25 protein-coding genes and 1 pseudogene are annotated in these 24,964 nt (G+C 47.2%); 5 read left to right on the top strand and 21 right to left on the bottom strand.

The genetic code is table 11. The features are described 5' to 3' along the window. Positions 1-120 precede the first annotated feature (120 nt). The 5 genes and pseudogenes from gnd to MBEAL2_RS13750 all read right to left on the bottom strand — a co-directional run bounded on the left by gnd (position 121) and on the right by MBEAL2_RS13750 (position 5,333). Complete coding sequence (gene gnd / locus MBEAL2_RS13770) at positions 121-1,017, bottom strand: phosphogluconate dehydrogenase (NAD(+)-dependent, decarboxylating) (RefSeq protein WP_047152866.1); 897 nt, start codon at positions 1,015-1,017, stop codon at positions 121-123. A gap of 48 nt (positions 1,018-1,065) precedes the next feature. Next, positions 1,066-2,589 (bottom strand): gluconokinase, encoded by a 1,524-nt coding sequence (gene gntK, locus MBEAL2_RS13765; protein WP_047152903.1) that lies wholly within the window; start codon positions 2,587-2,589, stop codon positions 1,066-1,068. 209 nt (positions 2,590-2,798) lie between these two features. Beyond that, positions 2,799-3,655 (bottom strand): annotated as a pseudogene (locus tag MBEAL2_RS13760) (MurR/RpiR family transcriptional regulator). Positions 3,656-3,807: 152 nt separating this feature from the next. Continuing rightward, entirely contained in the window at positions 3,808-4,908 is a 1,101-nt protein-coding gene (gene serC / locus MBEAL2_RS13755) for a 3-phosphoserine/phosphohydroxythreonine transaminase (RefSeq protein ID WP_047152865.1), read from the bottom strand. Between the two features lie 188 nt (positions 4,909-5,096). Then, the gene (locus MBEAL2_RS13750; RefSeq protein ID WP_047152864.1) at positions 5,097-5,333 is read right to left on the bottom strand and encodes a hypothetical protein; all 237 of its coding nucleotides are present in this window, start codon (positions 5,331-5,333) and stop codon (positions 5,097-5,099) included. 313 nt (positions 5,334-5,646) lie between these two features. Here MBEAL2_RS13750 and MBEAL2_RS13745 point away from each other — a divergent pair, with 313 nt between their 5' ends. Continuing rightward, positions 5,647-6,471 carry an alpha/beta hydrolase family protein gene (locus MBEAL2_RS13745; protein WP_047152863.1) on the top strand — a complete coding sequence of 275 codons (825 nt, stop codon included), beginning with the start codon at positions 5,647-5,649 and terminating at the stop codon, positions 6,469-6,471. Positions 6,472-6,685: 214 nt separating this feature from the next. On the opposite strand, the gene MBEAL2_RS13740 is transcribed toward MBEAL2_RS13745, so the two are convergent. Further along, entirely contained in the window at positions 6,686-7,147 is a 462-nt protein-coding gene (locus MBEAL2_RS13740; protein ID WP_201780820.1) for a CBO0543 family protein, read from the bottom strand. A 140-nt stretch (positions 7,148-7,287) separates the two neighbouring features. Continuing rightward, positions 7,288-8,214, bottom strand: coding sequence for a cysteine synthase A (cysK, locus tag MBEAL2_RS13735; RefSeq protein ID WP_047152862.1), 927 nt, complete (start codon positions 8,212-8,214; stop codon positions 7,288-7,290). A gap of 128 nt (positions 8,215-8,342) precedes the next feature. On the opposite strand from cysK, the gene MBEAL2_RS13730 reads away from it, so the two are divergent. Then, positions 8,343-9,446, top strand: coding sequence for a deoxyribonuclease IV (locus tag MBEAL2_RS13730; RefSeq protein WP_047152861.1), 1,104 nt, complete (start codon positions 8,343-8,345; stop codon positions 9,444-9,446). Between the two features lie 49 nt (positions 9,447-9,495). Here MBEAL2_RS13730 and MBEAL2_RS13725 read toward each other — a convergent pair whose 3' ends face one another. Then, positions 9,496-10,599 carry an enoyl-CoA hydratase/isomerase family protein gene (locus MBEAL2_RS13725; protein WP_052947714.1) on the bottom strand — a complete coding sequence of 368 codons (1,104 nt, stop codon included), beginning with the start codon at positions 10,597-10,599 and terminating at the stop codon, positions 9,496-9,498. A gap of 230 nt (positions 10,600-10,829) precedes the next feature. Here MBEAL2_RS13725 and MBEAL2_RS13720 point away from each other — a divergent pair, with 230 nt between their 5' ends. Beyond that, the gene (locus MBEAL2_RS13720; RefSeq protein ID WP_047152860.1) at positions 10,830-11,264 is read left to right on the top strand and encodes a GyrI-like domain-containing protein; all 435 of its coding nucleotides are present in this window, start codon (positions 10,830-10,832) and stop codon (positions 11,262-11,264) included. Between the two features lie 63 nt (positions 11,265-11,327). Here MBEAL2_RS13720 and MBEAL2_RS13715 read toward each other — a convergent pair whose 3' ends face one another. Further along, on the bottom strand, positions 11,328-11,513 hold the full coding sequence (locus tag MBEAL2_RS13715; RefSeq protein ID WP_040305028.1) for a type Z 30S ribosomal protein S14: 186 nt from the start codon (positions 11,511-11,513) through the stop codon (positions 11,328-11,330). A gap of 136 nt (positions 11,514-11,649) precedes the next feature. Beyond that, positions 11,650-13,572 carry an ABC-F family ATP-binding cassette domain-containing protein gene (locus tag MBEAL2_RS13710; RefSeq protein ID WP_047152859.1) on the bottom strand — a complete coding sequence of 641 codons (1,923 nt, stop codon included), beginning with the start codon at positions 13,570-13,572 and terminating at the stop codon, positions 11,650-11,652. Positions 13,573-13,827: 255 nt separating this feature from the next. Between MBEAL2_RS13710 and MBEAL2_RS13705 the strand changes: the two genes are divergently transcribed. Then, positions 13,828-14,724: an AEC family transporter gene (locus MBEAL2_RS13705; protein ID WP_047152858.1), complete on the top strand. Its 897-nt coding sequence runs from the start codon at positions 13,828-13,830 to the stop codon at positions 14,722-14,724. A gap of 32 nt (positions 14,725-14,756) precedes the next feature. Here the strand turns inward: MBEAL2_RS13705 and MBEAL2_RS13700 are convergent, their stop codons facing one another. From MBEAL2_RS13700 to MBEAL2_RS13655, 10 genes are all read right to left on the bottom strand, one after another. Then, on the bottom strand, positions 14,757-15,980 hold the full coding sequence (locus MBEAL2_RS13700) for an L-lactate MFS transporter (protein WP_047152857.1): 1,224 nt from the start codon (positions 15,978-15,980) through the stop codon (positions 14,757-14,759). Positions 15,981-16,116: 136 nt separating this feature from the next. Further along, entirely contained in the window at positions 16,117-16,359 is a 243-nt protein-coding gene (gene moaD, locus MBEAL2_RS13695) for a molybdopterin converting factor subunit 1 (RefSeq protein ID WP_047152856.1), read from the bottom strand. Next, a complete protein-coding gene (locus MBEAL2_RS13690) occupies positions 16,359-16,826 on the bottom strand; it encodes a molybdenum cofactor biosynthesis protein MoaE (RefSeq protein WP_047152855.1) in 468 nt (155 codons plus the stop codon). Before MBEAL2_RS13690 ends, moaD begins: the two co-directional genes overlap by 1 nt. Beyond that, positions 16,826-17,338, bottom strand: coding sequence for a molybdopterin-guanine dinucleotide biosynthesis protein B (gene mobB / locus MBEAL2_RS13685; protein WP_047152854.1), 513 nt, complete (start codon positions 17,336-17,338; stop codon positions 16,826-16,828). Before mobB ends, MBEAL2_RS13690 begins: the two co-directional genes overlap by 1 nt. Further along, a complete protein-coding gene (locus tag MBEAL2_RS13680; protein ID WP_047152853.1) occupies positions 17,335-18,591 on the bottom strand; it encodes a molybdopterin molybdotransferase MoeA in 1,257 nt (418 codons plus the stop codon). The genes mobB and MBEAL2_RS13680 overlap by 4 nt, the downstream gene beginning before the upstream one ends. A gap of 2 nt (positions 18,592-18,593) precedes the next feature. Next, positions 18,594-19,175, bottom strand: coding sequence for a molybdenum cofactor guanylyltransferase (locus MBEAL2_RS13675; protein ID WP_047152852.1), 582 nt, complete (start codon positions 19,173-19,175; stop codon positions 18,594-18,596). Between the two features lie 172 nt (positions 19,176-19,347). Further along, positions 19,348-20,562, bottom strand: coding sequence for an aminotransferase-like domain-containing protein (locus MBEAL2_RS13670; protein ID WP_047152851.1), 1,215 nt, complete (start codon positions 20,560-20,562; stop codon positions 19,348-19,350). 78 nt (positions 20,563-20,640) lie between these two features. Further along, positions 20,641-21,210, bottom strand: a complete 570-nt coding sequence (locus tag MBEAL2_RS13665) for an isoprenylcysteine carboxyl methyltransferase family protein (protein ID WP_047152850.1) — start codon at positions 21,208-21,210, stop codon at positions 20,641-20,643. A gap of 4 nt (positions 21,211-21,214) precedes the next feature. After that, positions 21,215-22,270, bottom strand: coding sequence for a type III polyketide synthase (locus MBEAL2_RS13660; protein WP_047152901.1), 1,056 nt, complete (start codon positions 22,268-22,270; stop codon positions 21,215-21,217). 138 nt (positions 22,271-22,408) lie between these two features. Then, the gene (locus MBEAL2_RS13655; RefSeq protein ID WP_047152849.1) at positions 22,409-23,263 is read right to left on the bottom strand and encodes a tyrosine-type recombinase/integrase; all 855 of its coding nucleotides are present in this window, start codon (positions 23,261-23,263) and stop codon (positions 22,409-22,411) included. A gap of 215 nt (positions 23,264-23,478) precedes the next feature. Between MBEAL2_RS13655 and MBEAL2_RS13650 the strand changes: the two genes are divergently transcribed. Then, entirely contained in the window at positions 23,479-24,078 is a 600-nt protein-coding gene (locus MBEAL2_RS13650) for a guanylate kinase (protein ID WP_047152848.1), read from the top strand. 54 nt (positions 24,079-24,132) lie between these two features. On the opposite strand, the gene MBEAL2_RS13645 is transcribed toward MBEAL2_RS13650, so the two are convergent. Continuing rightward, positions 24,133-24,876 (bottom strand): DUF8580 domain-containing lipoprotein, encoded by a 744-nt coding sequence (locus tag MBEAL2_RS13645; RefSeq protein WP_152667794.1) that lies wholly within the window; start codon positions 24,874-24,876, stop codon positions 24,133-24,135. Positions 24,877-24,964 lie beyond the last annotated feature (88 nt).

Here is a 24,964-nt window from a genome sequence, read left to right as displayed (position 1 = left end):
ACTGGCGATCGCCTTAGTTGCCCTTATGTAGATAAGAAAGTTATACTTTCTTATCTACGAAAAAAACCTGTCTTAGATTAACTTTAATCCAATCGCAGGTTTTTGTCATGGTATAATGTTTTATTTTTTTACAACCGCGTGCCCGCCAAATTCGTTGCGCAGGGCGGCTACTACTTTTCCATGGAACGTATCATCCTCTAGAGAGCGGAAGCGCATAAACTGGGACATGGCGATAACCGGAGCGCTCGCCTGCAGTTCCAGCGCGGCTTCGATCGTCCAAATGCCTTCACCCGACGAATTCATCACTCCGCGAATGTCCTCCAGCTTTGGCTGCTTGGAAAAGGCGTTTTCCATAAGTTCCATGAGCCAGCTGCGAATAACGGAACCATTGTTCCATACTTTCGCAACAGCTTCGTAGTTGTAGTCGAATTCGCTTTTCTCAAGGATTTCAAATCCTTCGCCAATCGCCTGCATCATTCCGTACTCGATTCCGTTGTGCACCATCTTGAGGAAGTGTCCGCTGCCGGCCTTTCCTGATTTCAGAAACCCATTCGGGATCGAGATGCTTTCAAACAGGGGCGAGATGTGGTTTAAAGCTTCCTCGTCCCCCCCTACCATCGTACACACGCCATGGCGGGCTCCCTCGGTTCCACCGCTTGTTCCACAATCCACATAGTGGATGCCTTTTTCTTTCAATTGCGCATAACGGCGCAGCGTGTCCTTATACATCGAATTGCCTGCATCAATAAGAATATCACCCTGTTCTAGCTGCGGGGCCAGTTCATTAATAACCCCTTCTACAATCGAGCCGGCAGGCACCAGCATGATGATGACTCTTGGCGTCTGCATTTCGCTGACGAGCGCGGAGAGTGTATCCACTCCGGCTGCCCCTTCTGCGCTGATTTTTTTCACCTGTTCAGCCTGCGTGTCATAAGCGACGACCTCATGTTTTTTATCGAGCATGTTTAAAGCGAGATTATACCCCATTTTTCCTAAACCGACTAATCCTACTTTCATTTCATTACACTCCTTTATAAATTAGTACTTGGCTTTCCCCTGTCTACGTTATCCCAGCATTTTTTTCTGGAACGAGGCGATTTGTTCGTACTCATCTGTAAGTTTTCGTGAAAGATTGATATAAATCGGCATGAGCTCGTTGTAGATCTCAACGTTAGCCGGTAAAGGGTGATGCTCATGCGTGGCGCCCACCATATCGGCTACGATGCTGAGCGAGGAGGTCCGCCCTACCGCATACAGGCCGAGTACAGCCGCTCCCAGGCAGGAGCTTTCATAGCTCTCAGGCACCGTAACATGCTGGTTGAAAATATCGGCCATCATCTGCCGCCAGAGGGCGGAACGGGCAAACCCTCCTGTTGCCTGTACCTGTTTTGGAACGCCGATGAGTTCCTCCAGTGCGAGAAGCACGCTGTACAGGTTGAAAATAACGCCTTCCAGAACCGCGCGAATCATGTGCTCTTTCTTATGATGCATGGCGAGTCCGAAGAACGATCCGCGCGCATTTGCATTCCACAGCGGCGCCCGTTCCCCCGCAAGATAAGGGTGGAAAAGGAGGCCATCTGCGCCGGGAGTTACTCTTTCTGCAATGCGTGTGAGCACATCGTATGGATCGATTCCTAAGCGTTTGGCTGTTTCGATTTCTGAGGCGGCAATTTCGTCCCGTACCCAGCGGAATACCATCCCTCCATTGTTGACCGGGCCGCCGATGACCCAGTGGTTTTCCGTAAGGGCGTAACAGAAGATTCGCCCCTTCGGATCGGTAACCGGCCGTGGGAAAACGGTGCGGATGGCTCCGCTTGTTCCAATCGTAACCGCAACAACGCCAGGTTCAATCGCATTCACACCGAGATTGGAGAGGACACCGTCACTCGCCCCCACAACAAACGCGGTTCCCGCCGCCAGTCCCAGTTCATCCGCCCCTTCCTTCTCCAGTTTCAGGGAGTGCGTTGTCGGTACGGGTGTAGATAAATGGGCCGGAGTAACGCCGGCAACACGCAGCGCCTCTTCATCCCAGTCCAGGTTCTCCAGGTGAAACAGCCCGGTTGCTGAAGCGATTGAATAATCGATAATGTATTGATTGAAAAGCTTAAAAAATACATATTCTTTGATAGATATAAATTTTGCAGTTCGGCTAAAAATATCCGCATGCTCATTTTTTAGCCAGACGAGCTTGGAAAGCGGCGCCATCGGGTGAAGCGGGGTGCCTGTACGCAAATATATCTCATGGCCATTCATCTCGTTTTTAATTTTCTCTGTCCAGCCAATGCTTCGATTATCCGCCCACGTTATGCATTGTGTTAGCGGCTTTCCCCCTGCATCCACAGCGATGACACTATGCATGGCCGAACTAAAAGAAACGCACGAAATTTTTGAAGGATCTGCCCCGCTGTTTCGAGCGATTTTGCGGATGGTTGCAAGGACTGCCTGGAAGATTTCTTCCGGATTCTGTTCCGCTGTTGACGGCGTCGGAGTGAACAGCGGGTATTCTACGCCGTGCTTTGCAACCACGTTTCCTTTTTCAGTGTAAAGGACCGCTTTTGTGCTTGTCGTACCGATATCCACACCTATCATATACGACTCCGTGGCCTTCATGGCTCTGCCCCTCCTTTATGTAACCGCTTGATGTGATAATGCCTTTTTACTATAGTAAATTTGTTTTCTTTTATAAGTCAATATGTAGAAAAAAAATTTCATGTCATTCTCTGCCTATCTGGTATATTTCCCCTTATCCGGTGAAAAAAAACGTTTGCCTCAAGACGGTTGTCTTAAGCAAACGTTTTTTAATACCGTTTTATCGCAATCGACTCTCGAATTTTCTGCAGGTTATCGAGTGTTTCTGCCTGTCTTCTCAGTGAGACACCAACGTAGAGTGCGTCCACGACCGTTAACTGGACAAGCCTTGATGCCATCGCTTCCGAACGGAACAGGGTTTCACGCGAGGTTATGCCTATTGCCATATCGACGGCCCGGTTTAACGGAGACTTCATCGTGCTGCTTATCCCGATCGTTTTTGCTCCGCGTTCACGCGCAGTCTGAATGGCGTTAATCACATCAATATTGCTTCCACTGTGTGAAATGCCAACCGCAACACAGGAAGCGTCAAGAAGGGCAGCGGACATGATTTGCAAATGCCCGTCCGTATGTGCCGTAGTCGGAATACCGGTGCGGATAAATTTATGGTAAGCATCCTGTGCGATGACGCCAGAACCGCCAGAACCGTAGAAATCAATCTTTTTTGCTTTCGATAGACAGGCAACCGATTTCTCCAGCTGCTCATTGTCCAGGAGGGAGAGTGTATCCTTCAGCGCTTCAATGCTGCTTGAGAAGATTTTTTTGTAATGTCCATCATCGTATCGCATTCTGAAATCTCTTCATGTATGTTCTCCATCGGTTTCACCACATCGCTTGCCAGGACGATTTTAAAGGCCTGGTAGCCTTTAAAGCCGAGCCGTTTGCAGAGGCGGAATATTGTTGCTTCGGCGACCCCGCTTTTATCTGCCAGTTCAGAAATGGATGAATGGATGACTTCTTCCGGATTGGCCATAATGTACTCCGCTGCCACCTTCTCCTTCGCTGACAAAGAGGAGAGCATGGAGCGCATACGGGTCAATCCATGGCTTTGCTGTGCAGGGCTCATTTCATTCCCCTCCTGTTCGGTTTGTACTCCCTATTATACGAAGAAGATTGGACAGATGTTTCCGAGTATTTAAAAAATACGTCTGTATAGTCAAAAAGGAAGGCAGCTTAATGTGCGCCTTCCTTTTCTTTAGAGTGCCCGCGATGTTTTTCTTAGCCGTTATGTTTTTGGAAAGATTGCATAAATTCCTGTAAAGCTTTGCAGCTCTCATACGGTACTGCGTTATAAGCGGAAGCTCTGCAGCCTCCTACAGAACGGTGGCCGTTCAGTCCAACAAAGCCCGCATCCTTCGCTTCGGCGAGAAATTTCTTCTCTAACTCCTCAGATGATAGACGGAACGTAATATTCATTAAGGAGCGGCTGTCCTTCTCAGCATGGCCTTTATAGAATCCATTGCTTTCATCAATTGTGTTATATATAAGTGCTGCCTTCTCTTTGTTGTGCTTTTCAAGCGCTGCCAGGCCGCCCTGTTCTTTTGCCCACTTCAGTACTAACCCCAGCATATAAATGCCGAACGTTGGAGGCGTATTGTAGAGGGAATTATTTTTTATGTGTGTATCATAGCGAAGCATCGTCGGTACGTTCTCATTCACACGCTCCAGCATATCGGGACGGAGGATGGCTACCGTTACACCGGAAGGCCCGAGATTTTTCTGGGCGCCCGCGTAAATGAGCGCAAACTTGCTGGCGTCAATGGAATGGGACAGAATGTCGCTCGACATGTCGGCGATGAGCGGAATATCCCCTGTGTCCGGAAAATCAAACCACTGTGTTCCGAAAATCGTATTGTTCGAAGTAACGTGAAGGAACGCTGTGTTTTCCTGAATTGAGATTTCACCTGGAGCCGGGATGCGATTGTAGTTCGTTTCCTTTGTGCTGGCGGCAAAATACGTCTCGCCGCCAAGCAGCTTCGCTTCTTTATGTGCTTTTTCAGACCAGGACCCTGTCATCACGTACCCTGCTTTTCGTTCCGGTGTAAGAAAATTCATCGGAATCATGCTGAACTGGGTGCTCGCCCCTCCCTGCAGGAAAAGAACATGGTACTCGTCCGGTACGGAAAGAAGTGCCTTAAGATTCGCAATCGCCTCGTTGTGTACTTTCTCATATACAGCGCTGCGATGGCTCATTTCCATAATCGACATGCCTGTTCCTTCAAAATCGAGCAATTCCTGTTGCGCCTTTTCCAGAACGGATAGCGGCAAAGCAGACGGACCCGCATTAAAATTGTATGCACGCTGTACCTGTTTCAACATTTTCCTCTCACTCCTTGTCATATATAAAAACGTTGTATCTATCCTACACCTAATCGATTTAAATGAAAAGGGATGTTATCGAAATTTAAAAAAAACAGGGCAAAAAATTCATTTTTTCTTCATTTTTTCCTCTTTTTTAGAAAAAAAAGAGGAAAAGACGAACAATATCTTTTCCGCCAATCATTATATTATGAAATAAATGCCTCTTTCTTCATTCGAATTCGATCTCCGGGCTGCAGTTCATCGGTGCCCCTGCTATGGAGAAACCCCTTGCCGTTCTGGAAGAATCCGTCTGTCCACCCGTATAATTCGTCCATGACCTGGATGAGTATGCCTTCGGCGAGCGGAATGGTGCTGCCGTCTTCAACGATAAGCACCCCTTTTCCTTCAACAAATGTAAGCTTTCCTTCAATGTATTTTTGCATCGCTGTCCCTCCGTGATATCGGCAAAATAACACTTTGATGATGGTCTGTATACAATCGTTGTTTGGCGTGTTATGAAAATTGTATGTATTTATTAATAATAATAATACATCTTGAGAAAAAGTGGAACAGACAGCAGTTCTATCCTTCGTTTTTGTTTCTGTCAAAACAAATCCGATTATTTATATAAGAATTATCAATATAAACATTGACGAAGGTTTTCGCTTGCAGTATACTTCGGATAATAAATCTGAAAATATAAACAGCCTTTTTGTTTCTTACCGGACTGGAGATTTTGACTTTAGGAGGATTTTCATGGAACGGGTTGTCACGATTGAATGCGATACGGTAAAGCTTGCCGCCACACTCCATTATCCAACATGCGGGAAAGAGAAATTGAAAAATAAAAACTGGCCGCTTGTCATTGTCTGCCATGGATTTACCGGCAGCCGAATCGGTGCTAACCGGCTTTTTGTGAAGGCGGCGCGTGATTTAGCTTCCAAGGGCTGTCTCGCGATCCGGTTTGACTACGGCGGCTGCGGGGAAAGCTCAGGAGCGTATGGCGACGGAGGACTTGACATTTTAATCGAGCAAACCCGGTATGTGCTTGATTACGCACTCGGAATTGATTGTGTGGACAAGTCGCGCGTCTATTTGCTTGGGCACAGCCTCGGCGGTGCTGTCGCTCTTCTGACCGCGGAGAAGGATACGCGCGTGACGTCGCTTGTTTTATGGTCACCTGTTGCGCACCCTTTTAGCGATATTGTGCGGGTTGTCGGACAGGAAACGTATGAGAGAATTCACGAGCGTGGAGCGATCGATTACTTAGGGTATTTACTGACCGAGCGATTTTTCACTTCTTTAACGAAACACCATCCTCTCACCCCGGGACACCGGTTTTTGCGGGATGTGCTTATTGTCCACGGGTCAGGAGACGAAGTCATTCCCGTAGATTATTGCTATTTATATGAGCGGGTGCTTCGCCACCGGGTGACAGGAACATGCGAGAAGCATGTCATTAACGGAGCTGATCATACCTTCTCTACATTTGATGCTACAGAGGAGCTGCTTGCCGTAACCGGCAGCTGGCTGGAGCGAATGGAAGGGAAATCTGCAAACTGGAGCGATTGGATCATTTAGTTATCAAGTTTGCTTATACGGAAGAACCCGGCTGATAATGGCCGGGGTTATTTTGCTTTTTCTTTATTGCCAATCGTTTTCCACAGACTAAGCTCACCTTTAGGGGGTGTTCCCTGTTCTTTCTGGAGATAAAGAAAAAACTTTGTGATCCAAAGAGATAACAACATAATAACCATGTATCCAAGAAATAGATAAAAATAATTCATTCCCCTATTCAAATCGAATAATCCGGCGGCGGATAACAGTGGTTTGAATAGGAAGGCAAAAACGACGCTAAGCCTGTTAAATATATGTAGGGGTTTTTATCATGGTTAATTGTCCATTGATAAACCAGCATATAAACGACGGGGACTAAAGCGGCATCTAAACCAAAGCTTGTAGGCGTTAAGGGAATGGCATGATGTGGATAGCTCCATAATGCAAGTCTTATCCCTATATTATCGATATGAGTAAACCAAACATGAACATTCAAGCCAAAAAAACCGATACGAAACGCCTTTTTCCTGTCGAGCAAAAAATACAGGATAACTAAAGGCAGGATAAGCATAGCTAAACTTACCCAGAATTGCCAGGTTCCCATATTGGAATATTTCCGCCAGTAGTCAGTCGATGCCCTTGTAAGATCTTCTTGCATTCTATATATTTTTTGTAAGTAACTACTCTGTTCGGGTGTCATAGTATCCCTCCTTAATATCATTTAGCTTTTCTTAAGTTGTTCATTTGTGTAATTTCATATTCTAAAAAAGCAAAGGTAAGCAAACATATTAAGTAGGATTAATATGTTTGCTTACCTTTGCTTTTTAGGTTTTTTAAATTTTAAGGATTGAAAATATCCATGCTTAAATACCTTTCCCCGGAATCGGCAGCAATGGCAAGGATCCGTTTGCCTTTTCCCTGCTTCTTGGCTTGTTGAAGCGCTGCATATACGGCACCTCCCGCTGACGGTCCGACAAGAATGCCTTCTTTTGCGGCCAGATTCCGCATCGTATGCAGGGCGTCGTCGTCTTCGCACTGCATAATCTCATCGTATACATTCTGATTAAGGATGGAAGGGATAAAACCGGGGCTTGTTCCCACAAGTTTATGAGGACCCGGTTTCCCTCCAGACAGTACCGGTGAACCCTTAGGTTCGACGACCACGATGCGCAGATCAGGAAGCTGCTCTTTTAACGCTTCCCCTGTCCCGGTAATGGTTCCGCCCGTTCCCGCTGTAGAGACAAAAACATCGAGACGGCGATCCATTTGTTCTAAGATCTCGGGGGCAGTGGTTTTGCGGTGAATCTCCGGATTTGCGCCGTTTTCAAACTGCATCGGGATAAAGCTTCCAGGGATTTTCTCAGCCAGCTCCCGGGCTTTCCGGATCGAGCCAGGCATTTTCTCTTCTGCCGGTGTCAGCACAACCTCGGCTCCGTACGCCTGCAGAATGCGGATCCTTTCCTTCGTCATATTATCGGGCATAACCAGAATGCAGCGATACCCTTTCGCAGCCGCATTCATCGCCAATCCAATACCGGTGTTTCCACTCGTCGGTTCAATAATCGTCGCGCCTTCTCGCAGAGCACCCTCTTCCTCTGCTTTCGCCATCATATAATAGGCGGCACGATCTTTTACACTCCCGCTTGGATTAAACTTCTCAAGCTTTACATATACGTCGGCATCATTCGGACCGGTTAATCTGCGAATACGAACGATGGGTGTCTCGCCGATGAGTTCGTGAATATGATTTACTACTTTTCCTTTCAACCTGCTCACTCCATCCTTTTGCTGCTTTTATAATTCCAAGTATATAGATAAGTATTTGTTTATTCCAGTGCATTGCTGCAAAGGAAACGCATTTTCTGTTAGAATAAAGCGATAAGGAGTGAAATTACATGCTAAAAATCGGGTCACACGTATCTTTTTCGAAACAGGGATTGCTAAATGCAGTACAGGAAGCCGCAAGCTACGGCTCTACTTCCTTTATGGTCTACACCGGAGCTCCACAAAATACGAGGCGCAAGCCGATGGAAGAGCATTTTGTTGAAGAAGGCCTTGAAATCATGAGAAAACACGGGATTGACGACATTGTCGTCCACGCCCCTTACATTATCAATCTGGGTTCCTATAAATCCAATACGTTCGAGTTAGCGGTGACATTTTTACGGGAAGAAATTAAACGGGCCGAATACATAGGGGTTAAAAATATTGTCCTCCATCCGGGCGCTTATACAGATAAGGATGCCGAATATGGAATTGAGCGAATCGCCGAGGGGCTCAACGAGGTGCTTCATGAAGGACAAACCACAAACATCGCTTTGGAAACGATGGCGGGCAAAGGTACGGAAATCGGGCGCCGCTTTGAAGAATTAGCCGCTATTATCGACAAAGTAAAGCTCAATGACAAACTGACCGTTTGCTTTGACACCTGCCATACACACGACGCCGGGTATGATGTTGTCAATGACTTCGACGGTGTCATGGAACAATTCGACAAAATCATTGGACTGGATCGGCTGGCTGTATTCCATATAAATGACAGCAAAAACTTCAGAGGGGACGCGAAGGATCGCCACACCCCTATCGGCTCCGGCATGATTGGTTTTAAAGCGATCGATTACATCGTTCACCATGAGGCGGCGAAAGGTAAACCGGTAATCCTTGAAACACCATGGGTTGGAAAAAACAAAACCGATCAATCCCCGATGTACGAGGTTGAGATTGCCCTGCTGCGCCATGGCCTTGAAGAACGGTTCTCGCAAAACTTTCTTGGCGATGTAGAGCTGCTGACGTCTTATTTCAAGAAGCAGGATATTGACCGCCGCGATTATGTTTTGCTTAACTGGGAACTGCTAAAGGATAAAAAAATGAAAAAGGAAGACCCGCGTGAGCCGCTCGAAAAGCTGTTCGATATGGTGGCGTGTGAGGATTTACTGCCCGACGAGTCGGAAGAAGGAATCAACAAGCGAATTATCGCCTGGCTTGCGGGCGCAGAGTAAACAAAAAGCCGTTCGATTTATTTCTCGAACGGCTTTTTGTTGTTTCCTATTACAAATCGCGGAGCGGGTGATTTTCATCCTGCCAGGGGCTTTTAAAAAATGCTTCAACACTTTCACGTGTCACTTCCTCGATGGATGCCGGCTGCCATTGAGGATTCCGATCCTTATCCACCAGCACGGAACGGACGCCTTCGTAAAAATCATGGCTGTGCATAAAATTCATGCTCATATTCATCTCCATCCGAAAGCAATCGGCAATGGGCTTATCCTTGCCGCGGATTACCTGCTCAAGGGCGACGGCCATGGAAACCGGCGACTTACTGCGGATCACCCTGGCTGTCTCGTCCGCCCAGCTATCCCCTTCGTGTGCCGCTTTTTCAAGGGAAGTGATAATTTCAGCAACAGAATCGTAGCGGAAATGCGCGTCGATCTTCTCCTGGTTTTTAGAGAGCGATGATTCGGGAATCGCATCTGCTGCGTATGTTTGAATACGTTTTTTGAGTTCGCCTGCCACGTCATTCTCCGCAATCCAGTTGTGCTGCTCGATGTCCATCCGCAGCTCGTCCCACTTAGCGGATTCGATATAGTGATCGGCGGCTCCAAAATAGAGGGCATCCGCACCGTTAAACAAATAAGCGGTTAGTGCAAGATAACGGCCGGTATAACCGGGCATCTGGTTTAAAAAATAGCTTCCTCCCACATCCGGGAAAAAGCCGATATTCATCTCAGGCATCGATAGCTTAGATCGCTCCGTAACAATCCGTTCGCTCGCGAAAATGGAAATGCCAATTCCTCCGCCCATCACAATTCCGTTCATGTAGGCGAGAATCGGTTTAGGATACCGGTGAAGCGCCACGTTCATTTTATATTCGGTGGCAAAAAAATCAAGCGCATGTGCTTCGACATTGTCATCCTTTTTATCATAAAACGAGCGCATATCCCCTCCCGCACAGAGGCCTTTTTCTCCAGCTCCTTCAACATAAACGAGGGCAACGGAATCATCATTCTCCCACCTGGCGAGCTGCTCGCCGATTTCAGCTACCATCCCGGCGGATAGGGCATTCAATGCTTTGGGGCGGTTTAAAAGGATGCGGCCGGCACCATTCTTTACATTAAATTGGACTTCTCTTTCCGTTTCGATTGCATTCTCCACTTTGCAGCCCTCCTGTTCTTCTCTTTACTATTCTATATATGGTTTCGACACCATGATAAGAAATTCCTTTTAAACCAGAAGCTATGGGAGTCGATCCACCCTTATATAAGGGTAATCGATTATAGATAATAAAGGTATGATTTTATCAAATTAACAAAATCATCTGTAAGATATGATAATATAGAATAAACTCACTTTAACTACACTGCCTTATATGGGAGATGATTAAGATGGAAATCATTGAAAAAGATGGATTTAAAGTAGTGGGAATCCAGGTGGTAGCTGATTGGCAGGGCTTACATAAAGAAATGCCTGACACCTGGAAGGTTTTTAAGCAGCGTGTTCACGAAATTAATCATCGAGTACGTGATAAAATGATGGATATTAGTCTGCAGTATGAGGCGGAATTATACACACAGATTATTTGCGTAGAAGTGGAAGCAGATAACGAAGTCCCCGAAGGCATGGTTACCTGTTTAATTCCAAAACAAAAGTATATTCATTATTATCATGAAGGATCCCTGCAGGAAATTGCTCAATCATTCTCTAAAATGTATAGGTGGGCAGATGAACACAAGTACAAAACAGATCAATTTAAAATTGACTACGGATATGTACAAAACGGTTCAGAAGAAGGGCACGACTTGTATGTAAGAGCAAAATAAAACCCCTGGAAACGCTATATTTAGCCGTTTCCAGGGGTTTCCACCTTTTTATAAACGTTCGTTTTACCAGCTTGCTTTCTTTACGCCGGGAAGCTGTCCCTGGTAGGCAAGGTCACGAATGCAAATCCGGCAAAGCTTAAACTTGCGGTATACGGAATGCGGACGTCCGCAGCGCTCACAGCGTGTATATGCCTGTACTTTAAACTTTGGCTTGCGTTGCTGCTTGACGATCATTGATTTCTTAGCCACGTAGTTTCCTCCTTTCCCTTCATTTTCTCATCTTATTATGTGAACGGGATTCCCCGTGCATGTTATAAAGCGATATTTTATTTTATCACAGGACAGTCAAGATAGACAAGGGAGAGACCTTTTCTCTCCTTTACGGCTATTTTTTGCGGCTATTGAATTCCTCGACCAGCATGCTAAGCTCAGCCCAGCGTTCCACGGTAGCTTCCAGCTCGGCATCCACTCTCTTTTTCTCGTCGGTCAATTCTTGCAGCTTTACATAATCTGTAACGGTTTGTGCCATCGCGGCTTCCAGTTCTGTGCTGCGTTCCTCAAGCTCACCTATTTTTTGCTCAATGCTCTCGAATTCTCTTTGTTCTTTAAAGCTGAGCTTTCGTGGCCCTTCATCTTTGTCCGCTTTCCCCTTGTTGTCGGGATTCGTTTCCTTTTTTGTTTTCTGGGGTTCAGGCAAAGCTGCGGATTCATCCTGCTTTCTTTTCTCAAGGTAATCGGTGTAGTTACCTGTATATTCTTTTACCGTACCGTTTCCTTCGAAAGAAAATAACCGTTCAACCGTTCGATCGAGGAAATAACGATCGTGGGAAACGATAATGACAACGCCGCTGAATTGCTCTAAATAGTCTTCCAAAATGGAAAGCGTTTGGATATCCAAATCATTTGTCGGCTCATCCAGCAGGAGGACGTTCGGCTCGCCCATGAGTATGCACAGAAGGTACAGCCGGCGCTTTTCCCCGCCGGATAACTTTCCAATCGGGCTCCATTGGAGGGCCGGGGGAAACAGGAAACGCTCCAGCATCTGCCCTGCAGATACGGTTTTGCCATCCGTTAAGTGAATGACTTCTGCCACTTCTTTAATATAGTCGATGACACGCTGCTCATCGTCCATTTCCGTATTTTCCTGGCCATAGTAGCCAATTTTTACCGTAGGACCGAGTGCGACCGAACCGCTGGACGGAGCTATCTTTCCTGTAATCATCTTGAGCAGCGTTGATTTTCCGCTGCCGTTTGGCCCGACAATTCCGAGACGATCGTGCGGGACGGCAATGTAGCTTAAATCATGGATGAGTGTCCTGCCGTCAAGCATGATTGACACTTCGTCCAGCTCGATGATTTTTTTGCCTAAGCGCTGTGTTTTTAAGGCGATTTCAAGATTTTTCGCGGCAGCTGCCGGTTTGTCATCCTGCAGCTTTCCGGCCCGTTCAATGCGGGCCTTCTGTTTTGTTGTCCTTGCCTTTGCTCCGCGGCGCAGCCAGGCAAGCTCTCTACGCAGAATATTTTGCCGCGTCGCTTCCATCGCCGCCTCTCTTTCCTCTCGGTCTGCCTTTTTCTCGAGGAAATAGGTATAATTTCCTTCATACGGATGCAGCTTGCCCTGATCAATTTCGATAATTCGATTGACTACCCTGTCAAGAAAATACCGGTCATGGGTAATGAGCAGAAGCGCGCCTTTGAAGCGGGACAAGTACCCTTCCAGCCACTCAACCGTTTCATTGTCGATGTGGTTCGTCGGCTCATCGAGAATAAGTAAATCGGCCGGATTGATAAGTGCTCGGGCCATCGCTACCCTTTTGCGCTGTCCGCCGGAAAGCTGGTGGACGGACGTGGAGAAATTGTGGATGCCCAGGCGCGTAAGAATCGTTTTCGCGTTCGTTTCGATGTCCCATGCTTCCGCCGTATCCATTTGCTGATTCAGTTCACCGAGGCGGTTTTGCAGGGCCGAATTCCCAGGGTCCGCCGCAAGCCGTTCGATTGTGCGTGAATAGTCTTTAATAAGCTTCATGACAGGGGAGCTTTCGGGGAAAACCTGATCGAGAACGGTCCCCTCTTCATCAAATTCAGGCTGCTGGGCCAGGTATTCAATCCGTACTTGATTTCCTGTGGTCACTGTCCCGCTGTCCGGTGGGACCATGCCGGCGATAATTTTGAGCAGGGTGGACTTTCCCGTGCCATTCACGCCGATAATCCCGATTCTGTCTCCCTGGTGGATGCCGAGAGAAATATTTTCAAAAAGTGTTTTCATGCCGTATGATTTAGAAACTGATTCTATCGTTAAAAGATTCATAAGAAAATTCCTTTTAGCTTTCAAGTTTTTTATATATGTTCATTATAAACCAATTTTCTGGATAACTTATTATTTTTTCTTCACGACAACAAGCGCATTGCTTATATCCCACCCAAGGGACGTTATATATTTCCTTTGGTGATGTTTACATAATACAATTATAGTAAACAAAGACGTGCTTAGGTTCTATACAAGGACCAAATCGAAAGCATATAATTAAAAGATTAGTAGAGTGAAATAGAAAGGAGGTTGAAAATGATTCCCTTACTGGAAACCGTATTTCCTGTATTTTTGATTTTTTTAACGGGATACATTGTACAGAAGAAGTTCAATCTTGATATCAAAAGTATTTCAAACATGTCTTTATACATATTATCGCCGGCTTTAATTTTTGAGACATTTTACACCGCCAGGTTAAACGGTGAATTTTTTTACATGGTTATTATCCAGCTTTTATTGCTGTTAGCATTAATAGTAACGACTAAGATGGCCTGCCGCCTGTTCCGGTATGATATCCGGACGGAAAGCGCATTAATGCTTACGACCGCGTTTATGAATTCCGGAAATTACGGCGCTCCAATTATCTTATTTGCTTTCGGAAACAAGGGATTTCATGAAGCGGTTTTAATTATGGTGCTGCATTCCATTTTTATGGGGATATTTGCTGTTTATTTCGCTTCCAGAGGCAAGGCGAGTGTAAAAGATGCGATTCTCAACATTTTTCGTATACCAAACATCTATGCGGTCGCCGTCGGTCTGCTTCTTCAATACTGTCATATCCCACTGCCAGGCAATTTCATGCAGGCTGTAGATCTGGTCGGAAAAGCGTCCATTCCAGTCGTCATGCTCGTGCTGGGAATGCAGTTGGCAACAGTAACGGTACAGGATTTGGACAGCAAGCTGGTATCACTCGGAACTATTATCCGGCTTATTATTTCCCCGCTTCTAGCATGGGGGATCTGCAGTTTGTTTCCGATTTCTTTATTATCGAAACAGGTCATGCTTGTTCTTGCCGGAATGCCGTCAGCCGCTACTGCGCTATTATATGCCGTGCAATTTGATGCGAAAGCGAAGCTCGTGTCGAGCATTACCCTGGTTTCCACTGTTCTTAGTTTTCTATCCATTACTATCTTGTTGACGATGACGGAGTAAGAAGCCTTGTCCGAGCCTTACTGGCCGGAGCCTCACACCAGCCTGCCGTGCGCCTTTACCTTCTGCCCCCTCTCTCCCTCGCGCCGGTCAGGCGGTTTAATTGAAATGGTGATAAGAAATGACAAAATACACAGGGTACCGATCGTAATAAAAGTCGGTTTAAATCCGCCCATGAATGCTGCGATGAATGAACCGGACAGTGCGCCCAGTCCGAAGCCCTGATAGACGATGCCATAATTCTTGCTATGGTTCTTCATACCGAAGAAATCGCCGACGATGGCCGGGAATACAGTAATATTGCCGCCGAAACAAAAAGCAATGCTTGCCACACAGATGAAGAAGATGGCGTAATTCAAGTGAACAAAGCTGAGTGCCAGGACAGCTGCAGCAGTCACAATAAAGGTGAACGCGACAACTTTCAGACGGCCGACTTTATCGGACAGCGCCCCAAGAATCAGGCGGCCGACTGTGTTAAAAATAGCGATCATAGCCACGGCGTTGGCCGCTGCCCCTACATCAAGTCCTGCCAACAGGACGCCGATATCTTTGACAATGCTAATGAGGTACAGGCCGCTCATGCAGGCGGTAAAGAACATAATAAACAGCAGGTAAACCTGCCTGGTGTGCAGCATCTCTCTGACGGTATAGTTGCTTTTATTCTGGTGAATCGCTTCCGGGGAAACCTCGTTTGTAACAGGTTCCCGTAAAAGGCGGGCTCCCGCTACGACCATAAATAGGACAATAATGCCCCAGTATAAAAAGGCTCGGGATACGCCGGCGGACTGTATCAATCCTGCGTTTATGTATTTGAAAATCAGGCTGCCCATCCCATACGCGGAGACGGAGATGCCTGAAATTAACCCTTTTCGTTCGGGAAACCACTTAATTAGATTCGACAGGGAAGTGATGTAGGCAGTCCCGTCCGCAAAACCTACGACAACACCCGCCAGCAGGTAAAGCATAGGCAGCGAAGAGATGAGTGAGCTTAGCATTAACCCGATTCCAAGGAGAACCCCTGCCAGGGTAATGAGTTTGCGGATGCCCCATTTATCCTGCAGCCTGCCTGCAACCAACGTTGACAGTGCCAGGGCAAAGCTCGTAATCGAGAAGGTGATGGCCACAGAACTGAGGTTCCAGCCAAACTTCCCGGCCAATGGCTGATTGAACAAGCTCCATGTGTAAATCGTTCCAAGACCCATTTGCACGATAATAGTGCCCAGAACAACGGGCCACTGGTTCACAGCTCTATTCTTCATGGCAAGCTTTCCTTTCTTTCCTCCGGCTTATCGTCAGCAATCAAAACTTATTATTGCCTAATTGCTTTTGAAGATGCGGATTCCGAAAGAATAAGCGGCATAGGCCGGCAAGCAACGGGCAGGGTCAAATGAATGATTATCCCCCGCTTACCGGCGGAATGAAGGCCACTTCATCATGATCATGAAGCTCCCTCTCCCCTGGAACAAACGCTTGATTAACCGCCACCATCGCTGCTTCCAGGCGGTTTGTAAGCGGAGCGTAACGCTCGGCGAGCAGTTCTTTAACGCTTTGTGTCGTTAGCCCGTCCTGCCAGGGCAGCTCAATCGTATCAACGCCCGCTTCCTCCGCCATGGCGGCAAAAAGTTTAACGATAACCATTACTGTGCATCTCCTTCCATGTCCGGTTTTCCCGCAGGATAAGGAACTTGTTCCTTCTGATCCCCGATCCATTCCACCCCGTCTTCCCAGTGTTCCTTCTTCCAGATCGGGACAATCTCTTTAATCCGCTCAATGGCGTATCGCGAATATTCATAGGAGTCGGCGCGGTGAGGCGTTGCTACGGCAATGACAACAGCAATATCGCTTATATCAAGCCGTCCAATGCGGTGTGTAATCGCGACAAGCGCATCCGGGCATTTCTCATTTATTTCTTCTCCGATGCGCCGGAGTTGCTTTTCCGCCATTTCTTTATAGGCAGCGTACTCAAGATACAATGTTTTCTTTCCTTTTGTCAGCTCCCGGACAGTGCCAACGAATAAATTGACAGCCCCTGCATTCGGGTGGATGACCTTGTCCATTACGTGCTGTACCGAGATGGGCTGGTCAACAATTTCAAATCGCTCCATTATTTATCACCTTTAATATAAGCCAGCACCTCGCCGGTTATTTTTTCGTATTCATTAATGTCATACTGTTTATGCGGAAGATTTTCAAGTGGATACCAGGCAGCGACTGCCAGTACAGAGGTCACTTTCTCAAGCAGCTCCTCATGCTCCGGCTTTCGGATGACAACGATTTTCGGATAGCCGGCGAATTTATATCCTTCTACAATAACCAAATCCATGCGTTCATAGTGCGGCAGCAGCTCTTCAATGGACTTGTGCTGCTGGATTATGATGGCTGTTTTATCCGCAGAAGTGATAGCAACGACCCTTGCCCCCGCCTCCCTATGTTTCCACGTATCCTTGCCCGGTTTATCGACCTCGAAATCGTGGGCATCGTGTTTGATCGACCCTACTTTGTAGCCTTTACTTGTAAGATGCTTAATCATTCTACAGACAAGCGTCGTTTTTCCGCTGTTCGAATACCCGACTACCTGTATGATGGGGGGCTGGTTCAGGACTTTTTCTTCGTTCATTCTCCACCCGCCCCATACGGCAGCGTCAGGATTGTTACCGGCTCTCCCTGGCTGATTCCCCGGCCGCCTGCAGGCACACAGATGAGGCAGTTGGCATCCGCAATATTCGTTACGACCCCTGATTTATCAGGCCCGACCGGATAGGCTACAATTCTGCCCTTCTCCTGCTTCCAAACCCCTCGTATATACCGGGCAAAAGAAGATGGCTTTTTCATATCTACCCCGATAGCCGCTTCCATTTCCGGCAACCGGACATTTTGCTTCCCTTGCATCGCGTGCAAAAGCGGACGGACAAACAACTCAAACCCGACAAAGCAGGCCCCGGGGTTTCCTGACAGGCCAAAAATAAACTGATTATAGTACCTGGCTGCTGATGTTACGCTTCCTGGCCGCATTGATAGCTTATTAAATAACAAATCTACTTCAAGCCGCTTAAACACTTCTACCATAATATCAAAATCCCCGACAGACACCCCGCCGGAAGTAATAACAATGTCTACGTCACGGAGGATGGAGAGTACCTTCTCAACCGCCCGCTCGGCATTGTCCTCCAGGTTGCCGTAGAGCACCGGGATTCCGCCCGCCTGCCGAACCTGGCTTGCCGTCATGTAACTATTACTGTTACGTATTTTCCCATAACGCAGTGGCTCTTCCGGAGAGAGAAGCTCCGATCCTGTGGCGAGTATGCCGATGCGCGGCAAGCGGTATACAGGAACGCTGGCGTAGCCGAAGGTCGCAAGAATCGCCATCTCGCCAGGGCCGATCCTTTTGCCTTCCTGGATAAGAAAAGCGCCTTCTTTTGTTTCCTCCCCCTGTAAAATAACATTTTCTCCGGGGGCCATTTCTTTTTTGATTCCTACCGTATGCTCTGCTTTTGCTTCATTTTCACTTGTCATCTCAAACATAATGACGCAATCTGCGCCTTCAGGAAGCGCTGCACCGGTCATAATACGGGCAGCCTGTCCCTGTCCGATAGAAAATGCCGGTTCATCACCGCAGGCGATAGTGCCGATAATCTCCAGCTGTACGGGGGATTGGACGGCAGCGCCGTTCGTATCTTCCGCCCGCACGGCGAACCCGTCATATGGTGATTTTGTGAAATGGGGAACGTCACACGTTGCATAAATATCCTGCGCCAGCCGCCTCCCTTCAGAGTCAATCAAAGGGATGGTCTCGGTTTTGGTTTTTTCAGCGTATGAAAGAATTTTTTCTTGTGCGTCTGCGACCTGAATCGGCTCGCGGTAAAATCTCATAGCTACCCTTCCTTCCTTACATGCTCGTATTCTTCAGGCGTATTCATATTGTAAAACACATCGTATGCCGCAATCGGTGTCAGGTCTATATTCTTTACTTTTACATCTTGCAGCAAATGAAAAATGCGGCGGTCGCCGCCTAAAAGCAATTGTTCAATCACCGGATAAAGACGCCGGTGATAAATCGCGCAGAGCGGGTGCTGCCTGCCCCCCCAGGAAGGGAGTACGACGTCGAACTCAGGATCGGCCTTCTCCGACTGCTCGGTGATGTAGGCTATTGTTTCCTGTGTAAGCAGGGGCATATCGCACGCAACAATAAACAAACGCTGGTGCGGGCTGTGAGCCATCGCCGTCCCGATTCCCCCTAACGGCCCCTGTTCCGGGAATTTGTCAGGATAAACGGGTACAATGTCAGGGAGAATTTTACTGTGTTCATCATTATTGGATACCACAAGGCAGTTGCCCACTGTTTCAAGGAGCAGCAGGCATGTCCTTTCAAGCAGCGTCTGGCCGCTAAGTTCCAGCATTTCTTTCGGTTTTCCCATTCGTTTGCTTTTTCCGCCAGCCAGAATAACACCCTGCATATCCGCCATCCTCCTTATGTAAGGGCCTTTGCTTTTCATTTTACCCCATTTATGCAGGCCGGGATATGAAACAAATCACATTTCGAGCATATTTAAAGTGATATACCCTCTTTTTAGCCAGGAACAAACAAATCTCCCCCGGAACAGAAAGTACGGGGGAGATTTGTTTTTCCTATATTTTCTGCAGCGCTTTATCCGCTGGAATTGTGCTGTATGCCTCTTCAAGCACACTTACAAGCTTGCTCATACCGCGTTCGATTTTTTCCGGTACGGAGTGCGTATAGTTAAGCCGGAATGTGTTATGCTGTACGTCGGACACGTAAAACGGCGCGCCGGGAACGTAGGCTACTCCTTGTTCAACGGCTTTGCTAAGCAGCAATGTTGTATTCAACTCTTTATGCAGGGCTACCCAGAAGAACATGCCGCCCTTTGGAACAACGTAGGACAGGCCAGGCAGGGACAAACGCTCCAACTGGTCCAGCATGACGTGCATTCTTTTCTTATACTCAGCGCGAAGGACGGCTATATGCTGATCAAGGTCAAAGTCCTGCAGGAGATAATACAAGGCCTGCTGATCGATCGAACTGGAATGCAAATCGGCCGCTTGCTTGGATTGCGCCATCATCCGGATGATCTGGTACGGACCCATTACCCACCCCGTCCGAAGTGCAGGCACGACGGTTTTGGAGAAGGTGCTTGTATACAGAACCGTTTCTCCATTATCCAGCGCAGCGATAGGCGTGTATGTTTCTTCCCCGTCGAATTGAATTTCACCGTACGGATCGTCTTCAAAAATAACGACATTGTACTTCTTAGCAAGATTTAGCAGCAGCTGCCGCCTCTCAAACGACCATACCTTGCCTTCCGGATTGGAAAACGTAGGAACAACATAAATGAATTTCGGCAGGTGTGTTTTCATTTTTTCTTCCAAATCCCCAGGCAGCATTCCGTTCTCATCCGTGTCCACGGCAACAACCGTCGCCTCATATGATTGGAACACCTGTAGAGCAGCCAAATAGGTTGGGTTCTCGGTTAAGACAACGTCCCCCGGGTTGAGCATGATGCGGGCAAATAAATCAATGGCCTGCTGGGACCCGGTCGTTAGCATAATATTATCTACATCCATATGAATGTTTTTTCTCGTCATTCGTTCGATAATTTTTTCACGCAGCGGGATAAACCCCTCGGTTAATCCGTACTGCAACGATTTCTTCCCTGCTTCAAACACGCGCTGATAGGCTTCATCCACAGCCTGGAGAGGAAATAAATCATCGTCCGGCAGCCCCCCTGCAAAAGAAATAATATCTCCCTGGTTTACTACCTTAAGTATATCCCTTACTGCGGAAGATTCAAAATTACGGGTTCGTTGTGCAAATGCATATCTCATTCCTTAGCCACCTCAACTGGTCTCTTTTTTAAATATTAAAAATACAGTAAACCTTTTTGTGAGGATTGGCAACCCCTCCTACGTTTTTTCTTCTGGTTTCGCTGGAATAAAACGAGAGCGGCCCTCCATGGTTTTTCCATAGTTTGTGTGGTTTATGAGCCCTTCTTCCTCGACGCGGATGCGGTGCCGCAGCATAAGGGCGTTGAGAAACCCGAAAAGAAGAAGCGTTATGTATGCATTGAAAAGGAGCGGAATAAGGAGAAGTTCAAGAATTACAACGCTATAATTTGGATGGCGCATGTAGCGGTACGGTCCTTTGTGGACGGCATCTGCCCCCGGAACGAAAATAATTCTCGTGTTCCAGTAAGGCCCCAGAGAAGTGATGGCCCAGTAGCGAATCACCTGGACAATGACAAGCAGGCATACAATGAAAGGCCACACCCCGGATACCGGAAATCCTTTTAAAACCGCCTCTATCCATAGACAGGCAAAAAAGCCCGCATGCAGCAATACGATAAGCGGATAATGTCCGGCGCCGATTTCTGTCCCCCCTCGAGCAAGCATCCATTTTCTATTGCGGTTTGCGATGCGCAGCTCCGCAAATCGCTGGATGATAATCAGGAGGAATACGATATAAAATACGGCCATTCTCTCACCCTCTAATCAGAAGTAATTCCGAGCTAAAGCCGGGACCCAGAGCTGTAATCAGCCCAAGCTCTCCTTCTCCGATGCCCTTCTCAAGAAAAGCCTTGAGAACGAAAAGCACGGTTACCGATGACATATTGCCGCACCGGCGCAGGATGTCCAGGGCATGGGCAAAACGCCCGATATTAATTTCAAGCGCTTCCGCGTACGCTTCGATCACTTTACGTCCGCCCGGGTGTGTAATAAAATGCGTAATATCGCTTGCCTGCAGCTGATGCATCTCTAAATAAGAATGGATATTCGGCTTCAACAGCTTGTCAACGAGCGAAGGAATATCCCTTGAAAAAATAACCTTCAGGCCGTGTTCGTTAATGTCCCAGCCCATCACATCTTCTGTTTCCGGCCACAATGTGCTCATCGTGTGCAAAATCTCCGGGCCCTTTGTTCTTCCTTCACACTTGTCGCCTTCGATGAGGACCGCAGCCGCTCCGTCGGCAAAAATCGATGTAGCTACAAGGTTGCTCTTTGATTTATCTTCATGCTGAAAAGTCAGTCCACAGCACTCGACGGCTACGAGAAGAGCGTGCGACTCCGGATAAGCGGTTGTATACTCTTTTGCGCGTGACAAGCCGGCAGCCCCGCCTGCACATCCAAGTCCCCATACAGGGGTGCGCTTTGTATGTATGTTCATACCCATTTCGTTTATGATGCGTGAATCGATACTCGGGGTAGCCATTCCGGTTGTCGAAACAAAGAAAATATGATCAACCTCTTGCGCCGTCCGGCCTGCCTTTTCCAGGCAATCTTTAATCGCTTCCACGCTCAGGCGCAGCGCGCATTCCTGGTATAAGCTGTTTTTTTCGGCGAATGAATGCGGCTCTCCGAACCATTCCAATGGCACGCAAAAGTGCCTCATTTCGACCTGGCTGTTTTGGAATACCGGCAGCAGGCGGTCGATGTCCCGGAAAGAGTTTGAAAACAAACGACGCGCAAATTCGCTTATCTCCTCCTGCCGTAATATATAAGGAGGCAATGAAGTTCCAACCGCAACAATTCGAGACATGATATATCGCCCCATTCTCTTTTATGTACCTCCTATTTATACCCTTAAATTTCCATCCGAAAACGTCTATGCGAAGGAGCGGACAGTCCCCCCTTCCTCGCGGAAGGGAAAGGTGAGTGGAATGACCTCCCTTGTTTCTTACTTCTTCCCGATTTCTTCGAGCACATGGTCCGGAATGATGAGCTGGTCAATGCCAAGAAGATCCGCAACCTCTTCCCGGCTGTACCCTTGCTGCAATTTCTGGATAGAGAACGTATTGCGCAGCTTCTGGGCGGTAATGTGCAGTCCGGATTTATCTCCCAGTACTTTTAAAATAAACTGAATGCTGCGCGGGCTGATTTTTTCGCCCTGGCGCGAAGGAAAAACAAATAAAGATTCAAGGTTTTTATTATAGTATTCATTCAGCGGCTTTGCTTCATTTTCATTTAGAACAACGCGCCGCAGGTTGCCAAAAGAAATAGCGACAATCGCTTTCGTTTGCTCCCATACGACTTCTCTCCAGAGAAGGTTTGCCGCCTCCTGAATCCGCAGCCCTCCCCAGAGAAACAGCGAGACCAGCGACATATTGCGCAAATATACGTCTTCATTTTTCCTCGCAGCCGCATCTTCGCGAATGGTATGTAATAAAAAGTCGATTTCTTCGTCCTGTAAATAAAATGCCTGTTCCTCGCGCTCATCCTTTTTTCTTCTCAGCTTAGCACAGGGATCAATTCCAATGGCTCCCTTGAGCCATAAAAAATGAAAGTATGACTTTAATGCAGAGATTTTTTTGTTGACGGTCGATATCTGTTTGCCGGATTTTATTTCTTCTTCGATAAAAGCAGATACGATTTGATAGCCAATTTGGTATACTTCAAGGTTTGGGTGCACGCGGGCGAGCCATGCAAAAAACATCGTCATCTCCATCATATAGGAAGCAATCGTTAAATCAGCGCGGGCTTGCCCCAGCAGGTAGCTTTCATATTCAACATGACTGTAAAATTTAAACTTCATATGGACCCTCCTTTAGGACTGATTAGTGGATTGTTTGCTGTGGTGTGAAAGTGTATATTTATGAGTTTTTAGAATAATACGCAGTATTTTAGTTCTATCCTATCGAATGAAAAGCCAAACGTCAAGAGGGTTATTGCAGATTATGTAGAATATTTTGTTAATTTGTGGTACACTACAAGTAGATGTCTATTTCAACTTCAATAAGGAGGGTTGCTATGTACACGTTAGACGAGAAGGATAAAATTATTGTGTTCACAGGCCCATATGGTGCTGGGCGCAAGACGGTCGCGGACATGGTAGGCGAAACGCTCGGTATGCAGCGTGTAATCCCTTATACGACAAGAAATCGGCGCTCGGTTGAAGTAGACGGCCAGGACTACCACTTCGTTACAGAAGAAGAGTTTACCAGAATGAAGCGAAATCAGGAGTTTATTGAGACGCTGGAGCTCGATACGATTTTGTATGGCATTAAAGAGAGTGAAATTGAAGACTATTTGCGGGAGAACGGCAAGATTTACCTTATACTCAACCATTATGGTGCCGAAATTGTAAAGAAAGCGTATGGTGAACACGTGGTGCGTATTTGTATTCATGCGGACCGTGATACGATTTTAAACAATCAGCGGCGCCGGGGCTATTCGGATGAAGTTATTCAGTGCCATCTGCATTATTACGAGGAAGAGATGGCATATAAGGATTGCTGCGAACACGCATTTGCAAACAATGACCTGGCACACACTGTTTTCAATGTCAGCGAGGTCGTCGATACGTATTTGAACCGAAACCTCATTCCGGACGGAAGCCCAACGATATAACGATCAACAAAGGAGCAGCGATTCGCTGCTCCTTTTCTCTTCCCGCTGCCTGCCTTATTTAAGTATGCCGATCGTTTTTATCATCGCCCAGAAGCTCGGGATCATGCCTTCAGACGATTCAGTACCAGCAATGTTGAGTGTAAAGCGGAATTTCTGGCCCTTGATTTCTTGTATAATAATCGCGTGTGTGACTTTCCCATCGGAAGCAAACAAGTATGCCTTCGCCTGGTTGAAAAAAGGATCGGCCAAGTCCCCCTTATGCTCATTCACTTCTCCCGTTAGTTTTAACTCTTCCTTTGCGTTGTTGATTGCATCTGCTATATTCACATCGCTCGGAAATCGTTCAATGCGCATAAAATGCCGATCATCCCGATCCACGAGGATCATGTCTTTCCCCGGTTCCTCCCCCGTGGCAGTAAACCCGGGAAGTGTATACAAGTAGTATTTCTGTTCGCTTTTAAAAAGCGTCCCCTTTTTCTTTTCCTTCATCCCCTCAAGGGTAACCTCAATGGTTTTGTTTTTCGGCAGGCTTTTTACCGTTGTGCCCTTCTGATTCATTTCGTGGCCGGTTGTTTTCGGTTCTGCCGCGGGCGTCTTCGGCTCAGGCGTCTGGGCCTGCCCGGCCGCTTTCCCATCACCTGTTCCCACTGCAGGTTTTTGCGGGTCATTTTGCTGCGCCTGCTGCGTCTGCCCGCTCGTCTTATCCTGAGCCATCTCGCTTTGCGTACAGGCAGATAGTAATCCAATCGTAAGCGGTACTGCCATCACCGCATACCACCTGCTCATTTTCCTTCTCATAAAAGCCACCCCCATCTCCGCATTTTCACTTCGCTGTGTCCTATCTATTAAGACGTCGCTGTGTGCGAAAAAGTTGGGGTAAACACAA

Source organism: Aneurinibacillus tyrosinisolvens (genome assembly GCF_001015055.1).
In the GTDB taxonomy this organism is placed as follows: Bacteria; Bacillota; Bacilli; order Aneurinibacillales; family Aneurinibacillaceae; genus Aneurinibacillus_A; species Aneurinibacillus_A tyrosinisolvens.
The sequence above is the reverse complement of the archived record's forward strand: the minus strand, read 5'-3'. Positions and strand labels throughout refer to the sequence as shown.

Excerpts from the sequence above, each read along its gene's own strand:
- gnd (WP_047152866.1), bottom strand. The coding sequence starts at position 1,017 with ATGAAAGTAGGATTAGTCGGTTTAGGAAAAATGGGGTATAATCTCGCT.
- gntK (WP_047152903.1), bottom strand. The coding sequence starts at position 2,589 with ATGATAGGTGTGGATATCGGTACGACAAGCACAAAAGCGGTCCTTTAC.
- serC (WP_047152865.1), bottom strand. The coding sequence starts at position 4,908 with ATGTTGAAACAGGTACAGCGTGCATACAATTTTAATGCGGGTCCGTCT.
- MBEAL2_RS13750 (WP_047152864.1), bottom strand. The coding sequence starts at position 5,333 with ATGCAAAAATACATTGAAGGAAAGCTTACATTTGTTGAAGGAAAAGGG.
- MBEAL2_RS13745 (WP_047152863.1), top strand. The coding sequence starts at position 5,647 with ATGGAACGGGTTGTCACGATTGAATGCGATACGGTAAAGCTTGCCGCC.
- MBEAL2_RS13740 (WP_201780820.1), bottom strand. The coding sequence starts at position 7,147 with ATGACACCCGAACAGAGTAGTTACTTACAAAAAATATATAGAATGCAA.
- MBEAL2_RS13730 (WP_047152861.1), top strand. The coding sequence starts at position 8,343 with ATGCTAAAAATCGGGTCACACGTATCTTTTTCGAAACAGGGATTGCTA.
- MBEAL2_RS13720 (WP_047152860.1), top strand. The coding sequence starts at position 10,830 with ATGGAAATCATTGAAAAAGATGGATTTAAAGTAGTGGGAATCCAGGTG.
- MBEAL2_RS13710 (WP_047152859.1), bottom strand. The coding sequence starts at position 13,572 with ATGAATCTTTTAACGATAGAATCAGTTTCTAAATCATACGGCATGAAA.
- MBEAL2_RS13705 (WP_047152858.1), top strand. The coding sequence starts at position 13,828 with ATGATTCCCTTACTGGAAACCGTATTTCCTGTATTTTTGATTTTTTTA.
- MBEAL2_RS13700 (WP_047152857.1), bottom strand. The coding sequence starts at position 15,980 with ATGAAGAATAGAGCTGTGAACCAGTGGCCCGTTGTTCTGGGCACTATT.
- moaD (WP_047152856.1), bottom strand. The coding sequence starts at position 16,359 with ATGGTTATCGTTAAACTTTTTGCCGCCATGGCGGAGGAAGCGGGCGTT.
- MBEAL2_RS13690 (WP_047152855.1), bottom strand. The coding sequence starts at position 16,826 with ATGGAGCGATTTGAAATTGTTGACCAGCCCATCTCGGTACAGCACGTA.
- mobB (WP_047152854.1), bottom strand. The coding sequence starts at position 17,338 with ATGAACGAAGAAAAAGTCCTGAACCAGCCCCCCATCATACAGGTAGTC.
- MBEAL2_RS13680 (WP_047152853.1), bottom strand. The coding sequence starts at position 18,591 with ATGAGATTTTACCGCGAGCCGATTCAGGTCGCAGACGCACAAGAAAAA.
- MBEAL2_RS13675 (WP_047152852.1), bottom strand. The coding sequence starts at position 19,175 with ATGCAGGGTGTTATTCTGGCTGGCGGAAAAAGCAAACGAATGGGAAAA.
- MBEAL2_RS13670 (WP_047152851.1), bottom strand. The coding sequence starts at position 20,562 with ATGAGATATGCATTTGCACAACGAACCCGTAATTTTGAATCTTCCGCA.
- MBEAL2_RS13665 (WP_047152850.1), bottom strand. The coding sequence starts at position 21,210 with ATGGCCGTATTTTATATCGTATTCCTCCTGATTATCATCCAGCGATTT.
- MBEAL2_RS13660 (WP_047152901.1), bottom strand. The coding sequence starts at position 22,270 with ATGTCTCGAATTGTTGCGGTTGGAACTTCATTGCCTCCTTATATATTA.
- MBEAL2_RS13655 (WP_047152849.1), bottom strand. The coding sequence starts at position 23,263 with ATGAAGTTTAAATTTTACAGTCATGTTGAATATGAAAGCTACCTGCTG.
- MBEAL2_RS13650 (WP_047152848.1), top strand. The coding sequence starts at position 23,479 with ATGTACACGTTAGACGAGAAGGATAAAATTATTGTGTTCACAGGCCCA.
- MBEAL2_RS13645 (WP_152667794.1), bottom strand. The coding sequence starts at position 24,876 with ATGAGAAGGAAAATGAGCAGGTGGTATGCGGTGATGGCAGTACCGCTT.